Origin of the sequence: Rhodovastum atsumiense (assembly GCF_937425535.1) — a bacterium.
GTDB lineage: Bacteria > Pseudomonadota > Alphaproteobacteria > Acetobacterales > Acetobacteraceae > Rhodovastum > Rhodovastum atsumiense.
Genome location: NZ_OW485601.1, coordinates 4,609,507 through 4,629,485, shown reverse-complemented (window position 1 = coordinate 4,629,485; position 19,979 = coordinate 4,609,507). Strand labels below are relative to the sequence as shown.

Annotated in this window: 14 protein-coding genes; 11 read left to right on the top strand and 3 right to left on the bottom strand. The window is 68.4% G+C overall.

Translation table 11 applies throughout. The features are described 5' to 3' along the window. The first annotated feature begins 5 nt into the window (after positions 1–5). The 8 genes from NBY65_RS20820 to NBY65_RS20785 all read left to right on the top strand — a co-directional run bounded on the left by NBY65_RS20820 (position 6) and on the right by NBY65_RS20785 (position 9,946). Complete coding sequence (locus tag NBY65_RS20820) at positions 6–758, top strand: HpcH/HpaI aldolase family protein (RefSeq protein ID WP_150039543.1); 753 nt, start codon at positions 6–8, stop codon at positions 756–758. After that, positions 759–1,865, top strand: coding sequence for a four-carbon acid sugar kinase family protein (locus tag NBY65_RS20815; protein WP_150039542.1), 1,107 nt, complete (start codon positions 759–761; stop codon positions 1,863–1,865). After that, positions 1,862–2,887, top strand: a complete 1,026-nt coding sequence (gene pdxA / locus NBY65_RS20810) for a 4-hydroxythreonine-4-phosphate dehydrogenase PdxA (protein WP_150039541.1) — start codon at positions 1,862–1,864, stop codon at positions 2,885–2,887. Before NBY65_RS20815 ends, pdxA begins: the two co-directional genes overlap by 4 nt. A 26-nt stretch (positions 2,888–2,913) precedes the next feature. Then, positions 2,914–4,044 (top strand): iron-containing alcohol dehydrogenase, encoded by a 1,131-nt coding sequence (locus tag NBY65_RS20805; RefSeq protein WP_150039540.1) that lies wholly within the window; start codon positions 2,914–2,916, stop codon positions 4,042–4,044. Between the two features lie 57 nt (positions 4,045–4,101). Beyond that, the gene (locus NBY65_RS20800) at positions 4,102–5,499 is read left to right on the top strand and encodes a sodium:solute symporter family protein (protein WP_150039539.1); all 1,398 of its coding nucleotides are present in this window, start codon (positions 4,102–4,104) and stop codon (positions 5,497–5,499) included. Between the two features lie 76 nt (positions 5,500–5,575). Beyond that, the gene (locus tag NBY65_RS20795) at positions 5,576–6,784 is read left to right on the top strand and encodes a sialidase family protein (RefSeq protein ID WP_239002692.1); all 1,209 of its coding nucleotides are present in this window, start codon (positions 5,576–5,578) and stop codon (positions 6,782–6,784) included. Continuing rightward, positions 6,781–7,467, top strand: coding sequence for an SDR family NAD(P)-dependent oxidoreductase (locus NBY65_RS20790; RefSeq protein WP_150039538.1), 687 nt, complete (start codon positions 6,781–6,783; stop codon positions 7,465–7,467). The genes NBY65_RS20795 and NBY65_RS20790 overlap by 4 nt, the downstream gene beginning before the upstream one ends. Positions 7,468–7,540: 73 nt before the next feature. Beyond that, entirely contained in the window at positions 7,541–9,946 is a 2,406-nt protein-coding gene (locus tag NBY65_RS20785) for an ATP-binding protein (RefSeq protein WP_150039537.1), read from the top strand. Positions 9,947–9,999: 53 nt separating this feature from the next. Here NBY65_RS20785 and NBY65_RS20780 read toward each other — a convergent pair whose 3' ends face one another. Both NBY65_RS20780 and NBY65_RS20775 read right to left on the bottom strand, forming a co-directional pair. Beyond that, on the bottom strand, positions 10,000–11,328 hold the full coding sequence (locus NBY65_RS20780; protein ID WP_150039536.1) for an alpha-amylase domain-containing protein: 1,329 nt from the start codon (positions 11,326–11,328) through the stop codon (positions 10,000–10,002). Between the two features lie 305 nt (positions 11,329–11,633). After that, positions 11,634–12,368 (bottom strand): response regulator transcription factor, encoded by a 735-nt coding sequence (locus tag NBY65_RS20775; RefSeq protein WP_150039535.1) that lies wholly within the window; start codon positions 12,366–12,368, stop codon positions 11,634–11,636. A 125-nt stretch (positions 12,369–12,493) separates the two neighbouring features. On the opposite strand from NBY65_RS20775, the gene NBY65_RS33900 reads away from it, so the two are divergent. From NBY65_RS33900 to torA, 3 genes are read left to right on the top strand one after another with little or no spacing between them, the layout of a single operon-like run. Continuing rightward, positions 12,494–14,137 (top strand): c-type cytochrome, encoded by a 1,644-nt coding sequence (locus NBY65_RS33900; RefSeq protein WP_150039534.1) that lies wholly within the window; start codon positions 12,494–12,496, stop codon positions 14,135–14,137. Beyond that, positions 14,134–14,787, top strand: a complete 654-nt coding sequence (locus NBY65_RS20760) for a TorD/DmsD family molecular chaperone (protein WP_150039533.1) — start codon at positions 14,134–14,136, stop codon at positions 14,785–14,787. The genes NBY65_RS33900 and NBY65_RS20760 overlap by 4 nt, the downstream gene beginning before the upstream one ends. Next, complete coding sequence (torA, locus tag NBY65_RS20755; RefSeq protein WP_150039532.1) at positions 14,787–17,264, top strand: trimethylamine-N-oxide reductase TorA; 2,478 nt, start codon at positions 14,787–14,789, stop codon at positions 17,262–17,264. The genes NBY65_RS20760 and torA overlap by 1 nt, the downstream gene beginning before the upstream one ends. Before the next feature lie 64 nt (positions 17,265–17,328). Here torA and NBY65_RS20750 read toward each other — a convergent pair whose 3' ends face one another. Continuing rightward, the gene (locus NBY65_RS20750; protein WP_150039531.1) at positions 17,329–19,497 is read right to left on the bottom strand and encodes a response regulator; all 2,169 of its coding nucleotides are present in this window, start codon (positions 19,495–19,497) and stop codon (positions 17,329–17,331) included. Positions 19,498–19,979: the final 482 nt, after the last annotated feature.

Below are 19,979 nucleotides of genomic sequence, written 5' to 3'. Positions count from 1 at the left end.
CTCCGATGAACCCCTTCAAGCGTGACCTCGGCCGGCGCCAGCAGCTTGGCCTGTTCTCCACCCTCGCCAGCACCGAGCTGGTAGAGCTGTTCTCCGGCTGCGGTTTCGACTGGATCCTGATCGACACCGAGCATTCGCCGAACGAGCTGCCCAACGTGATCTCGCAGTTGCGCGCGCTGAACGGCACCGGGGTCAGCCCGATCGTGCGGCCGGCCTGGTCGGACATGGTGCTGGTCAAGCGCGTGCTCGATGCCGGCGCCCGCTCGCTGCTGTTCCCCTATGTGCAGTCGGCCGAGGAAGCCGCGCTGGCGGTCAGCTACACGCGCTATCCGCCGCAGGGCGTGCGCGGCGTCTCCGGTGCCTCGCGGGCCGCCCGCTACGGGCTCGACACCGGCTATCTCCGCGGCGCCGCCGACGACATCTGCGTGCTGGTGCAGATCGAAAACGAAGCCGGCCTGCGCAACCTGGAAGCCATCGCCGCGGTCGAAGGCGTGGACGGTGTCTTCATTGGCCCCTCCGACCTCGCCGCCTCGCTGGGCCATCTCGGCAACGCCCAGCATCCGGAGGTGCAGGCCGCGATCGACGACGCCTTCCGCCGCCTGCGCGCGGTCGGCAAGCCTTGCGGCTACCTGACCACCAACGAGGCCGAGGCGGCGCGCCGCGTCGCCGAGGGTGTCGACTTCATCGCGGTGGCCACCGACACCTCGATCATCACCCGCGCCGCCTCGGCGCTGACCCAGCGGATGCGGCAGGGCTGAATGCATCTCCGTCTCGTCGCCGATGACCTGACGGGGGCGCTGGACAGCGCGGCGTGCTTCGCCGCGCGGGCGGGGCAGGTGGCGGTGTTCTGGGCGCCGCCCGCAGGCGCCCTCCCCGCCAGCGCTGCGCTCGATATCGCCACGCGCGAGCAGGACAAGAAGGCGACCGCCGCGACGGCGGCCGCCTTCGCCGCCGCCCTCGCGCCGACGCCCGACACCGTCGCCTTCTGGAAGCTCGACAGCCTGTTGCGTGGCCATGGGGCCACCGGCCTCGCCGCCGGCCTGCAGAAGCTGCGCCCGGCGCATTGCCTGATCGCCCCCGCCTTTCCCTTCCAGGGGCGCATCACCCGCGCCGGCCAGCAATACGCCCGTGACGGTGCCGGCTGGCGGCCCGTCGGCGAGCCATTGCACGACACCCTGGCCCGGCATGGCATCGTCGTCACCCTGGTCCGGCCCGGCGATACGGTGCCGCCGGGGGTCAGCCTGTGGGATGCCGAGACCGAGGACGACCTGCACCAGATCGCCACCGCCGGCCGCGCTTTGTCCGGGCCGGTGCTCTGGAGCGGCAGCGGCGGCCTCGCGGCCCTGCTCGCCGGCGCGCCGGCCGATCTCGACGGGCCGTTTCCCGCGCCGCTGCTGGGCCTGTTCGGTTCGGACCATCCGGTCACCGCCGCGCAACTGCGGGAAGCAAGGGCGCATCATCTTCCGCTCGCCGGCGGCGACGCGGCCAGTGCGGCGGGCCTTGCCGCGCGCCTCACCGCCACCGGCACCGCGCTGGCCAGCTTCGATCTGCCCGCAGGCACCGACCGCGTCGCCGCCGCCGCCTGGATCGACCGCGAACTCTCGGCATTGCTGCCGCGGCTCGCCCCGCCCCGCACCCTGGTGGTCGCGGGCGGCGAGACGCTGCGGGCGATCTGCACCGCGCTCGGCGCCACCCATCTCGAGGTCCGCGGCCAGCTCCAGCCCGGCGTGCCGTGCTCGATCATGCGTGGCGGCGCCTGGGATGGCGTGGTTGTGGTGTCGAAATCCGGGGCCTTCGGCGCCCCCGACCTGCTGCGCCGCATCGCCGACAACATCGAACAAAACAGCAAGGAACCGGGGGCATGAAGCCACATCTCGCCATCACCATGGGTGATCCGGCCGGCGTCGGGCCGGAGATCATCGTCAAGGCCTGCGCGCACCTGCGCCCCCGCATCGAGGCCGGCGACCTGCGCCTGCTCGTCATCGGCAGCACGCCGGCGCTGCGGGCGGCGCAGGCGCAGCTCGACCTCGGCATCGACATCCCCGAAATCACCGAGGATGAAGCCTGGCCCGCGCTCGCCTGCCTGCAGGCGGGGCCGGAAGGCAACCCGATCCTGCCCGGCGTGCTCAACGAGGATGGCGGCCGCTTCGCCTATCTCGCCATCGAGCGCGCGGTGCGCCTCACCGAGGCCGGCCGCACCGGCGGGCTGGTGACCGCGCCCTTGAACAAGGAGGCGCTGAACAAGGCCGGGTACCACTATGCCGGCCACACCGACATGCTTGCCGCGCTGACCGGTGCCTCCGGTTCGGTGATGATGCTGGCGCACGGCAACATGCGGGTCAGCCACGTCACCACGCATGTCGCGCTGCAGGACGTGCCGAAGAAGCTCACGCCGCAGCGGCTGCGCTACGTCCTCGATCTTACCCACCGCGCGCTGAAGGACCTCGGTGTCGCCCGCGCCCGCATCGCCGTGGCGGCGCTCAACCCGCATGCCGGCGAGGGCGGTCTGTTCGGCCGCGAGGACATCGAGGTCAGCACCCCCACCATCGCCGCCTGCGTCGCCGAGGGCATGGACGTGGTCGGGCCGGTGCCCGGCGACACCGTCTTCGTCAAGCTGCGCGCCGGCCAGTTCGACGCGGTGGTGGCGATGTACCACGACCAGGGGCACATCCCGGTCAAGCTGCTCGGCTTCAACGTCGATCCGGCCACCGGCACCTGGGAAGCGCTGAGCGGCGTCAACATCACGCTCGGCCTGCCGATCATCCGCACCTCGGTCGACCATGGCACCGCCTTCGACATCGCCGGCCGTGGCATCGCCAACGAACTGAGCCTGGTCGAGGCGATCGACTACGCCGAGCGCCTCGCCGCCGCCCGCCTCGTCGCCTGACGCGCATCTCCAGCGGATCCCCCCCGATGCAAGACCTTCTTCGCCCCATCGAGATCCTCCGCCCCACCACCCTTGCCTTCGGCCCCGGCACGCTTGCCGGCATCGCCGGCTGGGCGCGGGCGCGCAGCTGCGCCCGCCCGCTCGTCATCGCCGATGCCTTCAATGTCAGCCGTGTCGCCGCCCTCGGACTTAGCCCGGACATCGCCGTGTTCGGCGAGGTCCGCCCGGAACCCGACGTGCCCAACCTGGAAGCGGCCCTGGCGGCGGCCGCTTCAGTGCAGCCCGACCTGGTGATCGGCTTCGGTGGCGGCAGCGCCATGGACCTCGCCAAGCTGGTCGCGGTGCTGCACGGCAGCGATCAGGCCCTGACCGACGTGGTCGGCGCCGAACGCGTGCGCGGTCGCGCCTGTGCGCTGGTGCAGGTGCCCACCACCGCGGGCACCGGCAGCGAGGCCGGCACCCGCGCCCTGGTCACCGCCCCGGCCACCCGCAACAAGCTCGCGGTGCAGAGCACGCACATGCTTGCCGACCTTGCCGTGGTCGACCCGGAGCTGACGCTCTCGGTACCGCCCGCCGTCACCGCCGCCACCGGCGTCGATGCGCTGGCGCATTGCGTCGAGGCGTACACGAACCGCCGCGCCCATCCGCTGATCGACCTCTACGCGCTGGAAGGCGTGCGCCTGGTCGGCCGCTTCCTGCCGCGCGCCATCGCCGACGGATCGGACCTCGAGGCACGCAGCGGCCTCGCTTTGGCCTCGCTCTATGGCGGCTATTGCCTCGGCCCGGTGAACACCGCCGCCGGCCATGCCGTCGCCTATCCGCTCGGCACCCGCCACCACATCGCCCACGGCGCCGCCAACGCGCTGATCTTCCCGCATGTGCTGGCCTTCAACGCCCCTGCCGTGCCGGAACGCACCGCCGCGATCCTCGCCGCTCTGGGCCTGCCGGCGGTCACGTCCGAGCGGGACGTGTTCGACGTCGCCCATCAATTCTGCGCCTCGCTGGGCGTGGAGATGCGTCTTTCCCGCCTCGGCGTGCCGGAAGCCGATCTCGGTGCGATGGCCGACGAGGCGCATGCCATTCGCCGGCTGCTCGACAACAACCCGCGCGAGCTCAGCCGCGACCAGATCCTGAACATCTACCGCGCCGCCTGCTGACCAATTTCGTCGTGGGCACGCGACGCAACGACCCTTAACCAAGAAAGCCCGTTCAAGATGAGCGAGTTTGGCAGCATCGACACGGCGATCATCGTCGCGATGATCATCGCCTACATCTTATTCACCTCCTGGCTCACGGTGCGGCTGCGCAGCCGCACCAGCGCGCAGTTCATGGTAGCCGGCCGCGCCCTGCCCGCCGCGGTCATCGGCATCCTGCTGATGTCGGAATTCGTCGGCGCGAAATCAACCGTCGGCACCGCGCAGGAAGCCTTCAATTCCGGCATTGCATCGGCCTGGTCGGTGATCGGTGCCTCGATCGGCTTCCTGCTGTTCGGCCTGTTCTTCGTGCGCAAGCTGTACGGCTCAGGCGAGTACACGATCTCCGCGGCGATCGCGCAGAAATACGGCCGCTCGACCATGCTGACTGTCTCGATCATCATGATCTATGCGCTGCTGCTGGTGAACGTCGGCAACTACATCAGCGGCGCCGCGGCCATCTCCACGGTGATGAAGATCAACCTGCCGGTGGCCATGTGCATCATCGCCGCGGTCAGCACCTTCTACTTCGTCTTCGGCGGCCTGAAGGGCGTTGCCTATGTCACGCTGCTGCACACCGGCATCAAGGTGGTCGGCGTTGGGCTGATCCTCGGCGTCGCGCTCTATGCCACCGGCGGCATCCAGCCGATGATGGACCAGATGCCGGCGCATTACTTCACCTGGGACGGCAAGATCGGCCCGGCGACGATCATCGCCTGGACCTTCGGCACGGTTGGCGCCATCTTCTCCACCCAGTTCATCGTGCAGGCGATCTCTGGCTCGGCCAGCGCCAATGACGCGCGCCGCTCCTGCCTCTATGCCGCCGCCCTCTGCTTCCCGCTCGGCGTCGCGCTCGCCTTGATCGGCGTCGCCGCGAAATACCTGCACCCTGGCATCAACAGCCTCTATGCGCTGCCGGTGTTCCTGCAGGGCATGAACCCGATCCTTGCCGGCGTCGTCGCCGTCGGCCTGATCGCCTCGGTCTTCGTCAGCGTCTGCACCGTGGCCCTGGCCATCGCCTCGCTGATCGTGCGTGACTTCTACGTGCCCCGCTTCAAGCCCACCCCGGAGCAGGAGCTGCGCGCCACCCGCTGGATCTCGCTGGTCATTGGCGTGGTGCCGCTGGTCTTCGTCTTCGCCGTGCCTGCCATCCTCAAGCTGTCCTTCTTCACCCGGGCGCTGCGCCTGTCGATCTCGATCGTCGCCCTGATCGGCTTCTACCTGCCGGCCTTCCGCAGCAACCGCGGTGCCACGCTCGGCCTGATTGCCGCCGCCGTCGCCACCACGGTCTGGTATGCACTTGGCAACCCCTTCGGCATCGACAACATGTATGTTGCCGCCGTCACCCCGATCCTGGTGATGGGCCTGGAATGGGCCCTCGGCTGGCAGAACAAGGCAGCCATCGAAGCCGTGCGCTGACCCACCCACGGTCCCGCCGGGTCGCCCCGCCGGCGGGACCACTCTCCCCGGGTCCATCCCCCCAACGAGGAACGTCGTGACCAGCCCCGCCCCCATCGACCCCGCCATTGCCGCCGCCCTCGCCGCGCGCACCGGCCACATCGCCCCCGCCGCCACCGATCCCGCCCGGGAAGAAGCCTACCTTCCCTCGCCCTGCGTGCAGAACCACGCCGCCAACATCACGCCGCTGCCCAACGGCGACCTCGCCTGCGTCTGGTTCGGCGGCACGCAGGAAGGCATCCCCGACATCTCGGTCTGGTTCTCCCGCCTTCCCGCCGGCACCGATCACTGGACGCCGGCGGTGAAGCTCTCCGACGACCCGGGCCGTTCGGAACAGAACCCGCTGCTCTTCCCCGCCCCGGACGGGCAACTCTGGCTGCTGTGGACGGCGCAGATTTCCGGCAACCAGGACACCGCCATCGTGCGCCGCCGCCTCTCCACCGACAACGGCGAGAGCTGGGGCCCGATCGAGACGCTGTTCGGCCCGCGCGAAGGCTCCGGCACCTTCATCCGCCAGCCCGTCGTCGTGCTCGACAGCGGCGAGTGGCTGTTGCCGGTGTTCTATTGCAACGGCCGTTCCGGCGTGAAATGGGTCGGCGACTTCGACACCAGTGCGGTGAAGATCTCCGCCGATGGCGGCCGGACCTGGACCGAGGCCGAGGTGCCGGCCAGCACCGGCTGCGTGCACATGAACATCGACAAGCTGGCCGACGGCTCGCTGCTGGCGCTGTTCCGCAGCCGCTGGGCCGACAACATCTATCTCAGCCGCTCGCATGACCACGGCCGGAGCTGGACGCCACCGGTGCCGACCGAACTGCCGAACAACAATTCCTCGATCCAGTTCACCGCCCTGGCCAACGGGCATCTCGCGCTGGTCTTCAACAATTCCAGCGCCGCCGATGCGGTGGCGCGCCGCATCTCGCTTTATGACGATATCGGCGAGGACGACACCCAGGCCGCCCCGGCCGAGCCGCCCACGCATCGCACGGCCTTCTGGGGCGCGCCGCGGGCGCCGCTGACGCTGGCGATTTCCGAAGACGGCGGCGCCACCTGGCCGCATCGCCGCGACCTCGAAACCGGTGACGGCTACTGCCTGACCAACAACTCGCGGGAATCCCTCAACCGCGAATTCTCCTACCCCTCGATCAAGCAGGGTTCTGACGGCAAGCTGCACATCGCCTTCACCTATTTCCGGCAGACCATCAAATACATCCGCCTCGCCGAGGACTGGAGCCACGGCAAGTGACCGCCCCGCCGCCCCGGCACGCCCTGGTCACCGGTGCCAGTTCCGGCATCGGGCTCGCGATCGCGCAGCGCCTGCTGCGCGAGGGCTGGGCGGTCACCGGTCTCAGCCGCCGCCCGCCCGACCTCGTCGATCCGCGCTTCACCCATCGCGCCTTCGACCTGCTCGACGGCGACATCGCCAGCCTCGGTGATCTCCGGCCGGATGCGCTGGTGCATGCGGCCGGGGTGCTGCGCGTCGGCCGGCTGGGTGAACTGGACCACGCGGCCGGGGCGGCGATGTGGCACCTGCACGTCGATGTCGCCACCCGCCTCGCCGATGCGCTGGCCCCCCATTTGCCGGACGGCGGGCGAATCGTGCTGATCGGCAGCCGCGTCGCCAATGGCGCGCCCGGCCGCAGCCAGTATGCCGCCACCAAGGCGGCGCTGCTCGGCCTCGCCCGCTCCTGGGGTGCCGAACTGGCGCCGCGCGGCATCACCGTCAACGTGGTCGCCCCGGGCGCCACCGACACGCCGATGCTGCACGATCCCGCCCGCGCCGGCGTTGCCCCGCGCCGCCCGCCGATCGGCCGCTTCGTGCAACCGGAGGAGATCGCCGCGCTGACCGCCTTCCTGCTCTCCCCCGAGGCCGGCGCCATCACCGGCCAGCAGATCGTCGTCTGCGGCGGAGCCTCTCTCTCCACCTGAAATCGCGTATGCTGTCCGGGCTCGGGGGGATCTCCCCCGAGCCCAGACACCATCCGAAAGAGGGCGCCTCCTGATGCCGACTCTCGCTGAGATCATCACCCACGGCGAAGACCGGCTGCTGCATCATCTCACCCGCAACGGCAAGGTGCGGGGCTACATGCAGTTCTCCGCCCCGTTCGAGGAAGCCTGGCTCGCCTCGATGCGCGGCCTCTCCGCGGCGTTGCTGCGGGCTTTGCGGGAAGGGCGCCAGCTTTCCCCGCTGACGGCCGATACGGTACCGGGGCGTGACCCCGTTGCCTGGTACGGCATCGAAGCCGGCAGCCGCCACCGCGCCCGCGGCATTCCGCTGGCGATGTTCCTCGGCAATCTCAAGAGCTACCGCCGTTCCTACCAGGACCTGCTCGACGAAGCCGGCCTCGAACGCGAGGATCTGGAATCGTACCGTCGCATCATCGATAATTATTTCGATCGCATTGAAATCGGTGTCTGCGAGGAATGGACCGGACAGACCTGCGATGCGGCCCTTGATCAGCTCCGCATCCGCAACCGCGCCCTGACCGAGGAAAAAAGCAAGTACCTGACCATCTTCGAAAGCCTGAAGGACCCGGTCATCCTGCTCGACGTCGCCGGCGAGGTCGAGAACATGAACTGCGCGGCGACCAGCCTGTTCGCCGAACGCTCCGCACCCGGCATGGTCTATTACAGCCAGGAACAGGTTCGGTTACCGCCCGGGCTGCTCGACATCGACCTGCCCGTGCGTGAGCAGCAGTTGCAGACCAATCTCGGCCCCCGCTGGTTCGAGATCAAGTCGCAGCGCCTGCTCGATGTCAGCGAGCGCGTCATCGGCACGGTGATGATCCTGAGCGATGTCACGGAATACCGCCGTGCCTGCGAGGAAGCCCGCGCCGCCGACCGCGCCAAGTCGATCTTCCTCGCCACCATGAGCCACGAGATCCGTACCCCCTTGCACGGCATCCTCGGACTCGCGGAGCTGCTCGGCCACAGCGACCTCTCCGCCGGGGACCGGGCCCGGCTGGATGCGATCACCCAGTCGGGGGAACTGCTCTCCTCGGTGATCTCCGACATCCTGGACTACTCGAAGATCGAGGCCGACGTGCTCGATGTCGAGGAGATCTCTTTCCCGGTGGCCGATGTAGCGGAGAGCGTGCTCGGCCTGATGCGGCCGCTGGCGGCGCGCAAGCCGCGGCTGCGCCTGCTCGCCACCCTGCCGCCCTTGCCCGTGGTCATCGGCGATCCGGGCAAGCTGCGGCAGATCCTGATCAACTTCATCGGCAACGCCATCAAGTTCACCGACCAGGGCAGCGTCAGCCTCGCCATCGAGGAAATCGCCGGTGCGGATGACACCTGCCGGCTGCGCTTCACCATCACCGACACCGGCATCGGCGTCGAGGAATCCAAGCTCGCGACGATCTTCGATCCTTTCACCCAGTCGGACAGCTCGGTGGCACGCCGCTACGGCGGCAGCGGCCTGGGCCTGGCGATCTGCCGGCGCCTGATCGAGCGACTGGGCGGCGAGCTGGACGTGAGCAGCCGCCCCGGTCAGGGCAGTTGCTTCTGGTTCACCCTGCCGTACCGCCGCGTAGAAGAAGCCGGCGCCCCGGCACGTCCGGTCACCGCTGCTGTGCCCTCCCCCTGCGCCGGGCGGGCACTGAACGTGCTGGTGGTGGAGGACAACGAGGTGAATGCGATGGTCGCGACCGGCCTGCTCCATACCGCCGGCCACAACGCCACCGTGGCGACGGGGGGCGAGGCCGCCCTCGCCGCCCTGGCCGCGCATGACTACGATCTTGTGCTGATGGATCTCTATCTGCCGAACATGCACGGCATCGAGGTCACGCGCCGGATCCGCGCGCTGGCGGATCCGCGCAAGCGCAGGGTGCCGATTGTCGCGCTGTCGGCGCAGGTAGTGCAGACCGACGTGCAGGCCTGCCTCGATGCAGGCATGGACATGTTCATCGGCAAGCCGTTCCGGCGCGTCGACCTCGACCGGGCCATTGCCTTCGCCTGCGGCCGCGTGGTGCCGCCCGGGCCGCCGCGCCCGCCCGCACCGGTGCCGCTGCACGAGCAGGCCGCGGATCTCGGGCTGGGCAGTGCGCAGCGGCTGCTGGCCCTCTATCGCCAAACCACGCCGGCAACCCTGGCGGCGCTGGCGGATGCCCTCGCCACCGAGGACACCGCTGCCGTCCGGGACCTCAGCCATAAGCTGAAGGGTGGCGCCAGCTATGTCGGCTGCAGTGCCGTGTTCGATCTCGCCGAGGCCACCGGCGCCGCGGCCCGGCGCGGCGATCTGAACGGACTCGCCGGACGCGTCGCCGCGCTGCGGCAGGCCTTGCCCAGGATACTTGATGCACTCGATGCGCAACTGAAGGAAGACCAGGGCGCTGCCCTGGACCCGGCAGGGGCCACAAGGCCCCTGCACCCCAATAGCGCTGCGCGGCTTGGCACAATGGCCCGATGACGTATGGCGAACATAGTCCGCCAACGCAAGGCAATCTCCAACAACCTGTGACGCTAACGAGGCACGTAAACCGCATAGCCTCGTGGTGGGGCCCAGAGGTCGGTCCATCCGTCGGAGCCGGTCCGCTTTGGCATGGGCTGGCCCAAATCCTGGCCACGCCACGCCGCCGGCCGCAGATCGGTGTCCAACCACTTCGTCTGTACTGATGCGCCGTTCCAAGTCCCTCGGTTGTTTAAAACAAACACAAGTCCAGGCTTTTCGCCATACCCCAAACGCTGCATGATATAAAGATCATCATCTACATATAAAATATGAACATCTCCTGCCGCGTAATCTTCATGAATTCGTACCAAGGCATCGATTCCACTCACCTCTCCTGGCAATGCAAGCCCCCAATTATAGTAATCTTGCCAGAAAATGGTAGGATATCCTCGCTGCGTTAGAATGAATGCATATGCCAGCATCTTGTCGTGTATGATGGGATCGTTCCGGACCACATCGTGGTTCTCCACGAAGGTGACGGCCAGGTCCGCGCCGTCTGAGCGGCCGATGAGGACGGTTCCCGGATCGGTCAGTCGTCTAAGGCTGAAGCCATATGTCTGGCACAGATCTCTAAGGCGATAGCGCAACGGGAAGTCAAAGGCACGCACGGGATTGTCCGACCACGTGTTGGCCTCGGTGAGCCAGTCATCAATGGTCCGGCTTTCGTCCCAGCACTCACCGACAGAGAATGGCTTGAACGGTTGCGTTCCGCGCAAGCCCCTGAGTTCCTGGATGGCGCGAACCATCCAGGGTCCGTAGCCTTTGACGAAGTCGAAGCGGAATCCGTCAAAGCCGACGGTGTTGATCATCCATTCCGCGCACTCAAGCAAGGCCGTATAGACGGCAGGGTTCCGATGGCAGAGGTCCGGCATGCCTCCGAATTGACCTTGGTCCCAGCTCTCGTAGCGCGATGGGTGGAAGCTCTCGCTGTTGCGCGGGAACTTGCCGCTTTTCGGCGTAAACAATGTCCAGCGGCTAACCCCATCCACAGCGCTGACCTCCTGGGCGTCCGCGCCGCTGCAATGGTCGATGACGAAGTCCGCATAGACCTGCATTCCAGCCCCGTGGGCCGTGTCGATCAGTGCGGCCAGTTCGTCCCTTGTACCGAACCAGGTTGCGACCGAACCTTTCTGGTTGAATTCCCCGAGATCGAAATAATCGTACGGATCGTACCCCATCGAGGTATTGGAGGCAGCTTTATTGGCGGGCGGTAGCCAGAGCGCGGTAAAACCCGCCGCGGCGAGCGCTGGAACCCGTTGTTTGACAAGCTTCCACCAAGCGAACGCCTGACCTTCGAGAACCGGACAGTCCCAATAGAACGCCTGCATCATAACGCCCATTGACGCTTCCTCTTTTGCTATCATCTCGCGTTCAATAGAGAACGATAGCAGACAGAAGCGGACACCAAGATCACGACGATGCAATCTGCGACAGCGAGGTGCGGCGCAATCAGAATTCCTACGTGCCGACATTCCCCGCCCACGAATTAAGAATTTCTGCGTCGCGTCGCTAACGTAGAAATTCTTAATTCGTTCTCCGCACCATTCTCAAATATGTGAAGACCTGGGTGCTGGCCGGGACCGGCAGGGGCCACAAATCCACCTTGCTCCGCTTCGCGACCCAAGCGCAGTTCGTACCTCCCCGCTCAGGTCACTTGCGCCGCGAACAGGTAGCCCAGCCCATATTCCGTGGTGATGAAGCCCGGCTGCCCCGGCCCGGGATCGAGCTTGCGCCGCAGCCGCCCAATCAGCACGTCGACGGTGCGATCATTGGGATCGAGGTCGCGCCCGCTCATCGCGTCCAGCAGTGCATTGCGGCTCATGATGCGGCCGGCATTGTTGACCAACGCGGCCAGCAGGTCGAACTCGGCATGGGTCAGCCGCACCTGCCGTCCGTCCGGGGCGATCAACTGGTGCCCGGCCAGATTGAGCTGCCAGCCGGCGAAGCGGCGGATCTCGTCGCGGTGCGGCGATGCGGCCTCGCCGCTGCCATGGGTGCGCCGCAGCACGCTGTGCGCACGCGCCAGCAGCTCGCGGGGTGAGAACGGCTTGGTGACGTAGTCGTCCGCCCCCAACTCCAGCCCGACCACGCGGTCCGCTTCCTCGGCGCGGCTGGTCACCAGGATCACCGGCACGTTCGACTGAGCGCGGAGATCGCGCATCAGCGCCAGCCCGTCCCCGTCGGGCAGGCGGATATCCAGCAGCACCAGGTCGATCCGCTCCCGCCGCAGGATGCGGCGCAGGGCCTCGGCAGTCCCGGCGCGATGCACCACGAAGCCGGCATTCTCGAAATAGTCCGCCATTGCGGCAAGGACCACCGGTTCGTCGTCGACGATGCAGACATTGATGCGTGACGGCGCGGCAGGATCAGGCGATTTCATGTATCGTTTACAATTCGTTTAAGGTTCGACCAATTCTGTTCATATTAGAACGAATTTGTCTTTACATCGCCATGGCATTGCTTGTGCCGGCGGTTCTCCCGTCCCGCCGCTTGAGGAAATGCAAGATGGACCAGTCACCATCCAGGTCAAGAACAGCCATCAAGGGTGCCGTCAGCGTCGCGGCCATCGGCGTGGCCGGATTCCTGATCCTCACCTCGCCATGGACGTGGTCGCTGACCCACCCGCGCCGTGATGTCGCCGGGCCGGGCCCGGCCGATTTGCAGAACGGCCGTAAGCTGTTCCTCGCGGCGGATTGCGCCACCTGCCACGCCACCCCCGGCCAGGACAACATGCTGCGGCTCGGCGGCGGGCGCGTGCTGGAAACCGCCTTCGGTACGTTCCACATGCCGAACATATCTCCCGACCCGAGGGACGGCATCGGTGGCTGGAGCTCCGAGCAGTTCATCCGCGCGGTGCGGGAAGGGGTCGGCCCGGACGGGGCGTGGCCGGACGGCCGGAACCTGTATCCATCCTTTCCCTACACCTCCTATCAGCGCATGACGGCGAACGACCTGCGCGACATGTTCGCCTACATCAAGACGCTCGAACCGGTCGCGGGCAAGGCGCCGGAGCACGAGCTGAAATTCCCCTTCAACCTGCGCCGGGGCGTGGGCATCTGGCGGCTTGCCTTCCTCGATGGCCAGCCCCTCCCGCCCGCCGCGCCCTCTCCCGCCGCCGGGGCCGATGCGGTGCTGGCGCGGGGCCGTTATCTCGTCGAGGGCCCGGCGCATTGCGCCGAATGCCATTCGCCGCGCACGCCGCTCGGCAACGTGCAGGCGTCGTTGCGCTACGGCGGCAGCCCCAACCCGGAAGGCACCGGCTACGTCCCCAACATCACGCCGGATGAAACCGGCATCGGCTTCTGGTCGGCCAATGCCATCGCCGATTACCTGGCCACCGGCCTCAGCCCGATCGGCAAGCGCGCCGGCGGAGAGATGGCCGAGATCGTCGCCAACACCGCGCAACTGCCGGAAGCGGACCGGCATGCCATGGCGGTGTACCTGAAGACCATTCCCGCGGTGGACCGGCCTGGCCCCGGCGTGCCGGAACCCAACCGCACCGGCAAGGTGGTGATGCTGCCGGCCAGCTTCACCAGCGCCACCCGCGCCGCCCCGCTGCCCACCTCCGACGCCCGCGCCATCGCCGAGGCCAAGGACGTCTATGTCGCCGACACCAGCAATCTCTACCTCGACGCCGCCCGGCTCGGCACGGCGGGGGCGGAGGACGGCAAGGTGCTCGGCGCCGCCCGGCTCGCCGTGCTCGGGCGTGACGGTGACCGGCTGCAGGTGCGGCTCGCCGGCTGGCAGGTCGAAGGCGTGGACTCGGTCTTCTACGCCCGGCAGGGCCAGCGCATCATGCAGGCCGTGCTCGGCCCGGCTGCCATCGCCAAGGTGGCGCGCGGGGCCTCGATGCAGGATCCCGACACCCACCAGACCTGGACGCGCGCCGAGCTGACCTTCTGGATCGACGGCGGCAAGCTCAATGCGCAGCTACCGGCGCTGTGGGGCTACAGCGCCCGCCTGTTCAACACCGCCTGCGCCGCCTGCCATACGCTGCCCTCGCCGCAGCATTACCTGGCGAACCAGTGGATCGGCACGCTGGGCGCGATGAAGCGCTTCACCTCGCTCAGTGACGGCCAGTACCGGCTGCTGCTGGCCTATCTGCAGAACCACGCCAAGGACACCGCCGCGGCGGCGCCGGCGCCATGAGCGATACGATCCAGCCCTCCCTGGAGTTCGGCGCGCTCATCGCCGACTGGCTGGGCCATCTCTTCATCGCCCCGCCCGATCCGGTGCGGGTGGCGGGGCTGCAGCGCCACGCCACGAACGGGGGGCTCGCCGATCTCGCGGCCGGCCTCGGCTGCCCGGCGGCGGGCCAGAGGATGGCGGCCATGCTCGGGGTCGGCCCCGCCGCCACGGTGGCCCCCGCCCTGGCGCGATGCCATGCGCGGCTGTTCGACGGCGTGGCCGGCCGCAACACGATCCCGCCCTACGAGAGCGCCTGGACCGGCGAGGGCGGGCGGTTGTTCCAGGCGCCCACCGAAGAGATGGCGGCGGTGCTGCGGCGCCTCGATCTCGCGGTGTCCGCGGAGTGCGGCGAGCCGCCCGACCATCTCGGCATCGAGCTGTTCGCGCTCGCGGCGGCCCTGCGCCAGGGTGATGCCGGCATGGCCGCAGACCTGCAACGCCGACTCGCCACCTGGGTGCCGGCCTTCGCCGGCCAGGTACAGGCCGCCGATCCCGATGGCTTCCATGCCGCGGCCTGCACCCTGCTGGCCGCCTTCCTCTCCTCCCTGTCCGACAGCCTGCATGCGGCGATGCCCGTCAGGCCGACCGCTTTCGAAGGGACACCCTCCTGATGTCCAGCCCAGTTCCCGAAGTGACCTCGTCCGCCCTCTCGCGGCGCGGGCTGCTGCGCGGCGCCACCGCACTCGCCGCCTTGGGCGCCACCGGCGCGCCCTATCTGACCCGGGGGGCACGCGCGGCCGGCGGCACGCAGGAAATCCTCTCCGCGTGCCACTGGGGCGTGTTCCGGGCCAGGGTGCAGGATGGCCGTGCGGTCGGCATCCGCCCGTGGGAGGAAGACCCCTGGCCCTCGGCGCAATTGCGGGGGGTGCTGGATTCGATCTACTCGCCCAGCCGCATCAAGTACCCGATGGTGCGACGGGCCTGGCTGGAAAAGGGGCCGGGCGCGGACCCGGCCGGCCGCGGCACCGACGATTTCGTGCGCGTCAGCTGGGACCAGGCGATCGACCTGGTGGCGAAGGAACTGGTGCGGGTGCGGGAAACCCATGGCCCGAGCGCGATCTTCGGCGGCTCCTATGGCTGGAAGAGTCCGGGCAAGCTGCACAACTGCCAGACCCTGCTGCGCCGGATGCTGAAGCTGAACGGTGGCTTCACCAATGCCGCCGGCGACTACTCCACCGGCGCGGCGCAGGTGATCCTGCCCTACGTCACCGGCTCGATCGAGGTGTATGAACAATGCACCACCTGGCCGAACGTGGTGGAGAACACCGAGCTGATGGTGTTCTGGGGCGCCAACCCGATGAATTGTTCGCAGATCGGCTGGCACATCGGCGACCACGGCGCCTTCGTCGGTGTGCAGAAGCTGAGGGAGAAAGGCACCAAGGTCATCTGCATCGACCCGGTGCGGACGGAAACCTGTGAATTCCTCGGCGGCGAATGGCTGGCGCCGCGCCCGCAGACCGATGTCGCGCTGATGCTCGGCATCGCCCATACGCTGCAGGCCGAGAAGCTGCACGACCAGGCCTTCCTCGACAAGTACACCACCGGCTTCGCGCCGTTCCTCGCCTATCTCACCGGCGCCTCGGACGGCGTGCCCAAGACCGCCGAATGGGCCTCGGCGATCTGCGACATCCCGGCCGCGACCATCCGTGACCTGGCGCGGCGCTTCGCCAGCCACCGCACCATGCTGGCGCTGGGCTATTCCACGCAGCGCCAGCACCATGGCGAACAGGCGCCGTGGATGCTGGTGACGCTGGCGGCGATGCTCGGCCAGATCGGCCTGCCGGGCGGCGGCTACGGGCTGAGTTACCACTACGCCAGCGGCGGCGCGCCGATGCACACCTCGCCCAACGTGGCAGCCGTCACCGACGAGATCGGCGGCGGCACGCAGGGTGGCGCGGACTGGCTCGGCACGGGCGGCGAGGCGGTGATCCCGGTATCGCGCCTGGTGGAGACGCTGCTCAATCCGGGCAAGGTGATGGATTTCAACGGGGCGAAGATCAAGCTGCCGCTGATCAAGCTGGCCTACTGGGCCGGCGGCAACCCGTTCTCGCACCAGCAGGACCGCAACGAGATGGTGCGTGCCTGGCAGAAGCTCGACACCTTCATCGTGCACGACGTCCAGTGGACCGCCTCGGCGCGCCACGCCGACATCGTGCTGCCGGCCACCACCTCCTATGAACGCAACGACATCGAGCAGCTCGGCGACTACGCGCTCAGCCACATCGTGCCGATGAAGCAGGTCGTGGCCCCGGTGTTCGAGGCGCGCAACGACTATGACATCTTCGCCGCCATCGCCGAGCGCTGGGGCAAGGGGCGGCTGTTCACCCAGGGCCGCACGGAGATGGAGTGGATCCGCTACTTCTACGAAGGCGCCAAGATCGAATCCCGTGCCAAGGGCATGGAGATGCCGATCTTCGACGTGTTCTGGTCGAACAACCAGGCGCTCGCCTTCCCGCTCAGCGAAGAGCAGCGGGATTTCGTCCGCCATGCCGCCTTCCGCGCCGACCCGCTGCTCAACGCGCTCGGCACGGCCTCGGGCAAGATCGAGATCTACTCGAAGAACATCGAGAAGATGGGGTATGACGACTGCCCGCCGCACCCGACCTGGATGGAGCCGGTCGAGCGCCTTGGCGGGCCGACCACGAAATATCCGCTGGCCATCGCCGCCAACCACCCGATCCTGCGGCTGCACTCGCAGCTCTGCGGCACCGTGCTGCGCAAATCCTATGAAGTGGCGGGGCGGGAGCCGTGCTGGATGCACCCGCGCGACGCCACTGAGCGCGGCCTCGCCGATGGCGATGTCGTGCGGGTCTTCAACGATCGCGGGCAGATCCTGGCGGGGGTGAAGATCACCGAGGTCATGCGCCCCGGCGTCATCCGCATCAGCGAAGGTGGCTGGTACGATCCGGTCGATGCGCGCACCCCGGGCAGCCTGTGCAGCTATGGCGACGTCAACAACCTGACGACGGGCATTGCCACCTCACGGCTCAGCCAGGGCAATTGCGGCCAGACCGCGATGGCGGAGGTGGAAAAATACACCGGCCCGCTGCCTCGCGTGACGGTGTTCCAGGCGCCCGCCGCCGGCTGATCTGATCCGCGGGTCCACCGCACGGGGCGGCCGGCGTGATGCCGGCCGCCCCGCTCTGTTTCGGTCAGTCCGTCTCCGTCCCCAGCAACGCCTCGATCCGCTCGACGATGCCCTTGATGCGGATCGGCTTGTGCAGCAGGGAGAAGCTGCTCTCCTCCGTCCCGCCCGCCCGCAGCGCGGCGTCGTCGCCCGAGTACCCGGTCAGCAGCACGGCCGGCAGGCCGGGGCGGATATCGTGTGCCGCGCGGATCAGGGTGATCCCGTCCATGCCCGGCATGGCGAAGTCGGTCATCAGCACGTCCACCGCCTCGCCCGCGGCCAGCAGCGAGAGCGCCTCGTTGCCGCTGGCGGCGACCAGCACGCTGAAGCCCTCCTGCTCCAGGTATTCCGCCAGCACTTCCCGCACCAGGTCCTCGTCGTCCACCACCAGCAGCCGGGAGGAGGAGCGGGCCTTGCCAGGCGCTGGCATCGTCGCTTCCGGCCGCGGCATGGCGCCGGCCTCCGCCACCGGCAGCCACAGCGTCACCGTGGTGCCCTCGCCCGGTTTCGTGTCGATCTGCAGCGCCCCGCCGGACTGCTCGGCGAAGCCGCGGGCCATCGGCAGGCCGAGTCCGGTGCCGATGCCCAGGGGCTTGGTGGTGAAGAACGGCTCGCCCGCCCGCGCCAGCGTGGCCGCGTCCATGCCGGTGCCGGTATCGGTGACGGCCAGGCGCAGATAGCGTCCCGGCCGCATGCCGGCGGGCCGGTTCCCCGCCCCTTCCATCGACACCATCTCGGTCTCGGCGGCCAGGGTCAGGCTGCCGCCCTTGGGCATGGCGTCGCGGGCATTGGTGGCAAGGTTGATCAGCGCCGTCTCCAGTTGTTCCCGGTCAGCCAGCAGCGGCGGCAGGTCGGGCCTGACCTCGATTCGCACGGTGATGCCGCTGCCCAGGGAATGGGTCAGCGTCTCGCGCACCTCACCCAGCATCGTGGTCACGTCCAGCCGCTCGGCGCGCAGGTCGCTGCGCTGGCCCAGGGCGAGCAGGCGGTTGGTGATGGCGGCGCCGCGCTTGGCCGCGTCATTGGCCAGCGTCGCCAGGCGGCGCACGCTCGCCTCGTTGGCCGGCTGGCGATCGATCAGCGTGGTCGCCCCCTCGACCGCCTGCAGCACGTTGTTGAAATCCAGCGCGATGCCGCCCGCCAGTTGCCCGAGCGCCTGCATGCGGCGGGACTGCGCGTCATTGGCGTGCGCCTCCGCCTCGCCTTGCAGCCGCGCCCGCTCCGCCGCCAGTTCCTGCTGCCCGGCGCGGCGCAGCATCAGCACGGTGCCGACCAGCAGGATCGCGCCGAGCAACGCCACCAGGCTCCAGAGCTGCACCGCGCGGGTCCATCCGGCCAGCACGGCGGCCTGGTCGCTCGCGTATTCGACGACGATGCCGAGCGCGGGGAAGGATTGCCGGGCCTGGATGCGCATCACCCCGTCCACCGGGGAAGGCCCGGTCCAGGTCCCCTCCGGCCGTTCCCGGAAGGCAGCGGCCAGCCGGCCCGCGACCTCCGGCCCGTTGGCGGTGGACACGCCCGCCTGCGCCAGCGGGGTGCCGTCGGTGCGATAGAGCCCGATCCGCTGCCCCTCGCCCTGCGGCATCATGGAGGTCCAGTGCTCCATGAAGGAGGCGGGATAGATCGCCGCCAGCACCAGCCCGTCGAACCGGCCGTCCGCGCCGGCGCGGCGGCGGCCCAGGTTGAACGCCAGGATACCGTCGACCCGCCCGGTATAGGCGGCGCTGACGAACCATTCGGCCCCTTGCCGCGCCGCCTGGAAATAATCCCGGTCGATGCGGGTCCTGCGGTCGACCAGTTCGGGGCGGTTGGCCGCGGCGATCAGCCCATCCGGCCCGATCACCCAGATCGCGCCCATCTGCGGCTCCTGCGCGATCGAGCGGGCCAGGTAGTCGCGCAGCCAGGGCGCCGAGCGGATCTCCTGGTCGGTGGCGCCGCGCAGCCGGTCCTCCACCTGCGCCAGCACCAGCCGGTGCGTCTCCAGCACCTTGCGCGCGTGCTCGCCCAGTGCCGTCACCGACCGCCCGGCCATCTCCTGGGCGCGGTTCAACGCCGCCTCGCGCGTGGTCATGGCGGCGACCGCCACGATCGCAAAGGGAATGATTACCGCCGCGGCGATGGCCAGGCCCAGCCATCCGCCCGACCGCCCCAGGGAGGCCGCCAGGCGCCTCCCCGCTCCGCCTGCCTCAGCCATTACCTGACATCCTTGCCGTGACCGGTACGATTGCGGCCATCTCGCTGCTCCACCTCAGTGTCACTCCCGGTGCGTCCGGGTTCCATTCCGTGTCCCGTTGCCGTTCCGGCCGGGTCCACCGATGCGCGCAGGCCGGCACCTTGTCTCCTGCTGGCCTGTGCGCCAGGGTGGGAAACAATGACAGCACGCAATCATCGGAAACGAAACGCCGGATCTTCATACGATAAATAGCGAAATAGATAAATCCGCTTAACAAACTGACAAGTTGACGAATTTTCTGACCGGGTTCATCTGTTGTATTTCATATCCCAATACTTCAGTGCGCTTCCACCTCACAGTTATTATACTTCTCCAAGCTCGACCAGAACTCCATGCCGAAGGGTCCGCTTCGTCTTGTTCAACTCGCCGTGTGGCATGCGCATCTTCGCATCACGTCTCCTTTCCAGGGCGCAGGGCCGATCAGGGCGGCGGCGCACCGGCCC